This is a genomic window from Micrococcus sp. HMSC31B01 (assembly GCF_001816085.1).
Lineage (GTDB): Bacteria > Actinomycetota > Actinomycetes > Actinomycetales > Micrococcaceae > Micrococcus > Micrococcus luteus.
The window spans coordinates 1-7,903 of the sequence record NZ_KV825040.1; the positions used below are offsets into that span (position 1 = coordinate 1).

General features: G+C 69.6%; 5 protein-coding genes and 1 pseudogene. 3 read left to right on the top strand and 3 right to left on the bottom strand.

Annotated features, from left to right (window positions below):
- The first annotated feature begins 15 nt into the window (after positions 1-15).
- The 3 genes from rsmG to HMPREF3105_RS12625 all read left to right on the top strand — a co-directional run bounded on the left by rsmG (position 16) and on the right by HMPREF3105_RS12625 (position 5,442).
- Entirely contained in the window at positions 16-666 is a 651-nt protein-coding gene (gene rsmG, locus HMPREF3105_RS04220; protein WP_070708843.1) for a 16S rRNA (guanine(527)-N(7))-methyltransferase RsmG, read from the top strand.
- A gap of 74 nt (positions 667-740) precedes the next feature.
- Positions 741-1,685: a ParA family protein gene (locus HMPREF3105_RS04225; protein ID WP_049145027.1), complete on the top strand. Its 945-nt coding sequence runs from the start codon at positions 741-743 to the stop codon at positions 1,683-1,685.
- 2,380 nt (positions 1,686-4,065) lie between these two features.
- A complete protein-coding gene (locus tag HMPREF3105_RS12625; protein WP_083325294.1) occupies positions 4,066-5,442 on the top strand; it encodes a ParB/RepB/Spo0J family partition protein in 1,377 nt (458 codons plus the stop codon).
- 117 nt (positions 5,443-5,559) lie between these two features.
- On the opposite strand, the gene trxA is transcribed toward HMPREF3105_RS12625, so the two are convergent.
- The 3 genes and pseudogenes from trxA to HMPREF3105_RS04250 all read right to left on the bottom strand — a co-directional run.
- A complete protein-coding gene (gene trxA / locus HMPREF3105_RS04240; RefSeq protein ID WP_327036762.1) occupies positions 5,560-5,949 on the bottom strand; it encodes a thioredoxin in 390 nt (129 codons plus the stop codon).
- A 31-nt stretch (positions 5,950-5,980) separates the two neighbouring features.
- Positions 5,981-6,982: a thioredoxin-disulfide reductase gene (trxB, locus tag HMPREF3105_RS04245; RefSeq protein WP_036337321.1), complete on the bottom strand. Its 1,002-nt coding sequence runs from the start codon at positions 6,980-6,982 to the stop codon at positions 5,981-5,983.
- Between the two features lie 147 nt (positions 6,983-7,129).
- Positions 7,130-7,903: pseudogene (locus HMPREF3105_RS04250) on the bottom strand (hypothetical protein); the annotation flags it as partial.

Consider the following 7,903-nt stretch of genomic DNA (forward strand, 5'->3'; position numbering starts at 1 on the left):
GACCGCCCCGCGCCCGTGGGGCAGCCGGCGCCGCCGCTGACCGACGCGCTGCGGCCGGCCGCCGTCGAGCTGTTCGGCGAGGCCCTCCCCCGGGCCGAGGCATACGTGGCCCACCTGGCGGACACCGGCATCGAGTGGGGCCTGATCGGCCCGCGCGAGGCACCCCGTCTCTGGGAGCGCCACGTCCTGAACTGCGCCGTGGTCGAGGAGCTCCTCCCGCAGGGCGCGCTCGTGGCCGACGTCGGCTCCGGCGCGGGCCTGCCCGGCCTGTGCCTCGCGCTCGCGCGCCCCGACTGCCAGTTCCTGCTCATCGAGCCGCTCGAGCGGCGCGTGGAGTGGCTGGACAGGGTGGTCGCCGACCTCGGCCTGGAGAACGTGGACGTGATCCGCGGCCGTGCCGAGCAGGTCTCCGGGAACCTCGACGTCGACGTCGTGACCGCCCGCGCCGTGTCCGCGCTGAAGACCCTCGTGCCGCTGGCCATGCCGATGCTGCAGGGCGCCGGGGAGCTGCTGGCCATCAAGGGCCGCTCCGCGGCCGACGAGATCGCCGCCGCCCGCAAGGTCCTGCGCAAGTATGGTGGTGCCGAGCCCGAGATCCTCACGGTGGGCGAGGGCCTGCTGCCCGAGACCACCACCGTCGTGCGCATCAGCGCGCGTCCCCGCTGACCCCTCCCCCACCGGGACGGGACGGGCCGGGCGGCAGCAGATCCGCACACCCGCGACCCAGGAGGTAGAGCCGCATGGCGCAGGAGCAGGAGAGCCGGGGTGGGGCCTGGAGGGCCCTGCGCCAGAAGTGGACCGGCCGGACCGCCGAGAAGGGCGGCGCCGACGCCGAGGAGCCCGCGCGGCTTCAGCGGCGCCGTCTGACGCGCCCCGACCGCACCCGCGTGTTCACGACGTCCAACCAGAAGGGCGGCGTCGGCAAGACGACGACGACGGTCAACCTGGCCGCGGCCCTCGCCCGCGCGGGCATGCGGGTGATGGTGGTGGACATCGACCCGCAGGGCAATGCGTCCACCGCGCTGAACATCCCCCACACCGGAGACGTCGCCTCCGTGTACGACGTGCTCCTGGGCGAGATGGAGATCCAGGACGTCGTGCAGGACGCCCCGGACGTGGACGGCCTGCAGGTGGTGCCCGCGACGATCGACCTGGCCGGTGCCGAGATCGAGCTGGTCTCGCTGGTGGCCCGCGAACAGCGACTGTCTCGGGCGCTGGAGGCGTACACCGCCTGGCGCGAGGAGGACGGCCAGGAGCGGCTGGACTACGTGTTCATCGACTGCCCGCCATCCCTGGGCCTGCTGACGGTCAACGCGTTCGTGGCGGCTGAGGAGGTGCTCATCCCGATCCAGGCCGAGTACTACGCCCTCGAGGGCCTCTCCCAGCTGCTCAAGAACGTGCAGATGATCCAGAAACACCTGAACCCGCGCCTCCAGGTGAGCACCATCCTGCTGACGATGTTCGACGCGCGGACCAACCTCGCCGTGCAGGTGGCGGAGGAGGTCCGGACGCACTTCCCGGAGCAGCTGCTGAACACCGCGATCCCCCGCAACGTCCGCATCTCCGAGGCCCCCAGCTATCAGCAGACGGTGCTGACTTACGACCCGGCCTCGGCCGGCGCCGTGGCGTACCGGGAGGCGGCCGCGGAGATCGCCGGCCGCGGTGCGCCGGCCGTGAAGGGCTGACGCGCAGGCGGTCTGCTGCGGTCGTCGCCGGGCTGCGCTGCTGACGACGACGAAGCCCGCCGGAGGGAGGGATCCCCCGGCGGGTTTCGTCGTGAGTGATTGCGGCCCCCAAAGATGTGGGATGGTAAGACAAGCGGAATCGCTGGGCATGTCGAAAGTTCGTGTTTCACGTGAAACGACGGTCTCCGTGGGGCGAGCGTGGTGCCGCCTCGGCGGGACGACGGGGAGGGGTGTCCGTGGTCGACCGCCTCCGTCTGACACGCTCCCGTCTCCTCTCCTGGGCCGGCCCCTCCGCCGCGTCGGCCAGGCACACCTGTCGCAGGGCGTGGGGGCGGCCGCAGGCGGCGACACACGAGCTCACGGGGCGGGGTGTACGGCACGGTCGCGGGGCGGCGACGGAGGCTGTGCGGGCCGGCGGTGCACCCTGCGTTGAAGTGCTCCTCGGGAGCTGCGCGATGCGTGGGGAACGTCCTGGCCGCCGGGCGTGGCCGTGCAGGGCTCGGTCCGTCCCCGCTCCCCTCCCCCACGATCAGCCCTCCTCGCGGTCGGTGAAGTGCAGGGAATGGGGAGCGAGAGCGGAGCTCGAGCCGTGGTGTGGCCGAGGGGTGCGGGCCGGTCGGTCGTCAGCGTGTGCGAGAGCAGACGTCAGCGGCGTGGTGGAGTGCTGTGCTTCGTCTGAGTAGAACGGGCCGGATGGCGGCGCCTGATGGACAGTTCTGCTGTGCAGTCCTGTGTGCAGAGTAGGAGAGACTCCGGCGAGGTGGGGCGGCCGCAGGCCCCGATGTATACAAAGACAAGTATATGAGCTGGCAAGTTGCGGAGTCAGCCGTGTCTGCCCGCGATTGTTGATGTTGATATGTGGACAAGATCTGTGGACTAGGAGACGTCAAGGAAGCGCGGTCATGGATTCATCGGAGGTGTCGACGGACTCCGGTGAGTTCGCTGCTGCGTCCGACGCCGAGGCACGGGTCGGCGTGTGAACGGGAACGCGGGTGTGGTCCCCTTCCCCGGGGATCTTGCGGGGTCTCGGTCTGAGACGGGGTAATGCGCTGAGTCTTCGTGATCGTGTGACGAGGCGGGAGTCAGGGCGTCGAGTGATGGAGCGGTCGCCGGAGGTTTCACGTGAAACACCGGGTTCCCCTGGCGATCCCCGAGGGAAGCCACGCGCGCAAGGGCCGACGAGGTGAAGCCCCGGTTCCCCATGAGACGGCCCTTAGATCCTCGTGGACGGTCTGGGCTGCCATAATGAATGGATCCAGAACGTTGGATGGGAAACTTGTCTTGTCACGGTATTTGTCGTCCGGTGCTTGGCTTGAGCACGGAGCTGTACGCCCAACGGGAGAAAGTCGGTGCATGGTGCGCTGGCATGGGACTCGCCGTCCGGTGTTCCCTCCGAGTCTGCGCCGTGCGTTTCACGTGAAACAGAACGACCGCGTGTCTGTGCTCGACGCATCCGCGTTAGTACGTCAGCGTCGCGTGGAGTCTGAATGTCGAACGCACGTCACGCGCCCTGTGGACGCGTGCATCGGGGTGCACCCGCGGGTGGGCCGACTTCCGTGGCATGCGAGATCAGTCGACACCTCCAACGGAACGTTTCACGTGAAACGAGCCTCGGGTGAGGGGGCCGTGCCGCGACATCACCACTTCGGGCTATCCAAGGCACACGCGATCAGTGCCGCCCATGCGGTGACCGAGAACGACACAACAAGATAACACCGGTTCGTAAGGAGCAGTTACGTCAACGATCGGGGGCCCCGTCCGTGTTCTCTGCGGCACAGTCATTCGTGTTTCACGTGAAACACGGTCGGCGACGCAACGTTCGATTCGTGGGCTGCGCGGGTGTGAGGAAGCACTGAACACAAGGCGACGAGAAGTCCGAGCTCGGCCGTTCGGTGATTCAAGTGTCCACACCATACCGCAGGGGAGTGGAGCGTTGCTTCGCTACTGGTCCGCCATTTTCCAACCGATGACGCGCAATAAATATCCTGCGGCTAGCCAGCATATTTGAATACCGTACGCATTGGACGGTTGATCGGCCCCGGGACACCGAGAACACAAGCAGCTACAACTGTGATTCGTCAACTGCCGACTGGCCGGCTGAGGGATCGCGTTTCACGTGAAACGGGTGGACCTTACGAGAAACCACGAGAGAGTCCTGAGGGATTGCAGCCGCACCCTCCTGGAGCCCCCAACTCAGAGTGTTCCACGTGAAACACTCACTCTCGCGGCAGACGTCCACGCGCACGCCCCCGCCCCCTCGCGTGGCCACCAACAGTCGGGGCCAGTGCAACGTGCGGGGTCTCCTCGCGCCGCCCGGAATCATCGAGATCAGACCGCTCACCTACACTGATCGCAGACCCACTCACTGCAGGAGGACCCGTTGAAGACGAGCCGTCGAGGAGGCCTGGGGCGAGGCCTCGGCGCCCTGATCCAGAGCACTGTAGAAGTCCCGGAAGAGAACGCCGAGACATCCTCCTCCCCGAAGGACTCTCGGATGCCCGCGAAGAGTGGCCCGGAGGCCGCCGCGGCAGCGGAGAGCACGACGACATCGACGCGCAGCACCGCGACAACCAAGACGTCAGGGGAGTCCACTGAGCCGGACCCGTCGGGGCCGCAGCGAAAGACCACGGCCCGCCCACCGCAGGCCGCGAAATCAACTCCCGCGACTGGCCGGAACGCCTCGCCCGGCACTCAGACAGGGGCCACCTCGTCGAAGCGTGCCTCTCGACCCGCTCAGCGTCCCGTCGACGTCTTCTTCTCCGCCGACTCCGAGGACGCACCTGCGGCGCGATCCACCAAGGGGCGCCCGGCCATGCCGACGGTGAAGGCGCCCAGCAAGCGCGCCACCGCCGCGGCGTCGTCGAGGGAGGAACCGGTGGACACGACCGCGGAGTCCGTCGCGACCGTGGGGATCGTATCAGCGGACATCGCGGTCCTGCGGGAGATCCCGGTGGGGGACATCCACCCGAACCCGCGGCAGCCGCGTGAGGTGTTCGACGAGGACCACATGGCGGAACTGGTCACCTCGATCCGCGAAGTCGGCATCCTGCAGCCGATCGTCGTGCGCGAGGTGGACGGCCCCACCCCCTATGAGCTGATCATGGGCGAGCGCCGGTGGCGCGCCACCCAGAAGGCCGGCCTGGACACCATCCCGGCCATCGTCCGCCAGACCCCGGACCAGGACCTCCTGCGGGACGCTCTGCTGGAGAACCTGCACCGCTCCCAGCTGAACCCGCTCGAAGAGGCCGCCGCCTACCAGCAGCTGATGGAGGACTTCGCCTGCACGCAGGAGGAGCTGTCCCAGCGCATCGGCCGCTCCCGTCCGCAGATCTCCAACACGCTCCGACTGCTCAAGCTGCCGCCCCTCGTGCAGCGCCGCGTGGCCGCCGGCACGCTCTCGGCCGGCCATGCTCGCGCGCTGCTCGGTCTCACGGACCCGTCGGACATGGAGCGTCTGGCGCAGCGGATCCAGTCCGAGGGCTTGTCCGTCCGGGCCACGGAGGAGGCTGTCGCGCAGCTGCAGGGCGGGCTCCGGCCGGGCCGCACGCCGCAGCGCAGCACGGACGACGCCCGCCACGAGCGCCTGGACCACTACGCCAGCGCGCTCACCAGCCGCCTGGACACCGCCGTGAAGATCACCCTCGGCGCGCGCAAGGGACGCATCGCCATCGACTTCACCACCGTGGAGGACCTGAACCGCATCATGGACCTCATCCAGGGCGGTCAGGACGGCAAGGGGAAGGGCAAGAAGTCCTGATCCGGAGCTCCCGCGGACGGCGTCCACGGGCACCCGCCGCTGGTCCTGGAGATCGACGCACGACGGCCCCGCCACCCTCTCGGGTGACGGGGCCGTCGTGGTGAGTGGGGGAGGGGCTCAGCCGAGCAGGGCCGAGAACTCCTTCTCCAGCGCGGCCTTGGGCTTGGCGCCCACGGACTCGGCGACCTTCTCGCCGTTCTGGAAGCCCACGACGAGCGGGATGGAGGTGACGCCGTAGCGCGCGGCGATGGCCGGGTTCTCGTCCACGTTGAGCTTGGCGATCACGGCCTTGCCCTCGTGCTCCACGGCCATGTCCTCCAGGACAGGCCCGAGCATGCGGCACGGGCCGCACCACTCGGCCCAGAAGTCCACGAGGACGGGCAGCTCGGACTGGAGGACCTTCTGGTCGAAGTCGGCGTCGGTGACGGTGATGGTGCTCATGGCAGCCTCCTGGGGGTTGTTCTGTGTCTGACGGGGGTGGACAGGGGTGTTATCGACATGACTCATGACGCTCGGTCAGGGGTGATGAGTCAGTGGCTCATGCCGGAACCGCGTCCGACTCCGGGCCGGCCGGCGCGGCCTCCTCCACGTCGGCCACGGTCGCGAGGTAGTGCTCCACGTCCTGGGCGGCCACGCAGCCCGAGCCGGCGGCGGTGATGGCCTGGCGGTAGGTGTGGTCCGTGACGTCGCCGGCGGCGAAGACGCCCGGCTGGGAGGTCCGCGAGGACGGATGGTCGATGCGGATGGTGCCGTGCTCCGTGAGCTCCACCTGGCCCTGCACCAGGTCCGTGCGCGGGTCCTGGCCGATGGCCACGAACAGGCCGGTCACGTCCAGCGTGGACGCCTCGCCGGTGCGGGTGTCCCGCAGGCGGAGGGTGTTGACCTTGTCGTCACCCGTCACCTCCGTGACCTCGGTGTTCCAGCGGAACTCGATCTTCTCGTTCTCCATGGCACGGTGGGCCATCACCTTGGAGGCGCGCAGCTCGTCCTTGCGGACCAGCACGGTCACCTTGGACGCGAACTTCGTGAGGAACAGGGCCTCCTCCATGGCGGAGTCGCCGCCGCCCACGACCGCGATCTCCTGCTCGCGGAAGAAGAAGCCGTCGCACGTGGCGCACCAGCTGACGCCGTGGCCGGAGAGGCGCTCCTCGCCGGGAACGCCGAGCTTCCGGTAGGCGGAGCCGGTCGTGAGGATGACCGCGTGGGTGCGCAGCTGGGTGCCGTCGCCGAGTGTGAGCACCTTGGGGTTCGACGTCAGGTCGGCCTGCACGACGTCGTCGTAGACCACCTCCGTGTTGAACCGGCGGGCCTGGGCCTCGAGGTTCGCCATCAGCTCGGGCCCCTGCACACCCTCCGGGAAGCCCGGAAAGTTCTCCACCTCGGTGGTGTTCATCAGCTCGCCGCCCGCGGTCACCGCCCCGGCCACGAGGACGGGGGAGAGGTCGGCGCGGGCGGTGTAGATCGCCGCGGTGTATCCGGCGGGGCCGGATCCGACGATCACGACGTTGTGGACGCTCTGGTCCTGGGCGGTGGGGGCCACGGGTTCCTCCAGTGGATCGGGGTGGTGGACGCTCCTCCAGGACAACGGCGGAGCCACGGGCGGGTATTCCGCGGTGTCGGGCCGCGGTGCAGCGACGTCCGGCGACGGCGGCCGGAAGGTCCGGCGCGCCGTCGCCTGGGCGCGGGGTCAGCGGACGGCGATCTCGCCGAGGCGCAGGCCGAACGGGAGGTCCGACGTCGTGCCCTCCAGCTGGGGCAGCGAGGTGAGGCTGACGATCACGTACTCGGCCTCGGCCTCGGTGCCCTCGAACGGCACTGGGATGGAGACGGTGTCCTGGTCGAAGGTGCCGTTGCCGATCTCCTGGGCGTTCGCGCCCTCGGGGGAGTCGGCGATGTAGGCGAACCAGGCGCCACCGGTGGCCCCCGTGCTCTGCAGGGTCACCTCGTTCACCTCGGTGCGCTCCTCGAGCTGGACCACGAGGTTCATGCTCTCCACATAGCCGCCGAAGTTCGGCCGTGCGTAGGCGAAGGTGCGCCACACGGTGGTGGGGTCGCCGTCGATGAGGTTGCTCAGGTCCGCGTCGTGCTCGGCCTCGTGCTCCGGCAGGTCCGGCACCGAGCGCAGGGCCTGGACGGGCTGCGGGGCGGCCGCGGCGCTCTCGCTGGTCGGGGTGGGGGAGGGGCTGGTGCTCTCCGACGGCGACGGGGTGTCCGATGCGGACTCGGACGACGCAGACTCAGACTCGGACGACGCGGCCTGCGGGGCCGGCCCGCCGCGCAGGTTCTGGGCCAGCAGCACCCCGCCCACGACGAGTGCGGCGAGCAGGCCGACCACGAGGACCAGAGCCAGCGGACCGCCGCCGCGCGTGCGGCCGTTGCCGTCGCCCGGGTCGGCCACCGTGGCGCCGTCACCACTCCCGGTGGTGGCCGGGGCGGCCAGGACATCCGGAGCCGCGGCGGC

Bases quoted from the DNA above. Each gene is read 5' to 3' on its own strand.
- HMPREF3105_RS04225 (WP_049145027.1), top strand. From the start codon at position 741: ATGGCGCAGGAGCAGGAGAGCCGGGGTGGGGCCTGGAGGGCCCTGCGC.
- trxA (WP_327036762.1), bottom strand. From the start codon at position 5,949: ATGAGTCATGTCGATAACACCCCTGTCCACCCCCGTCAGACACAGAAC.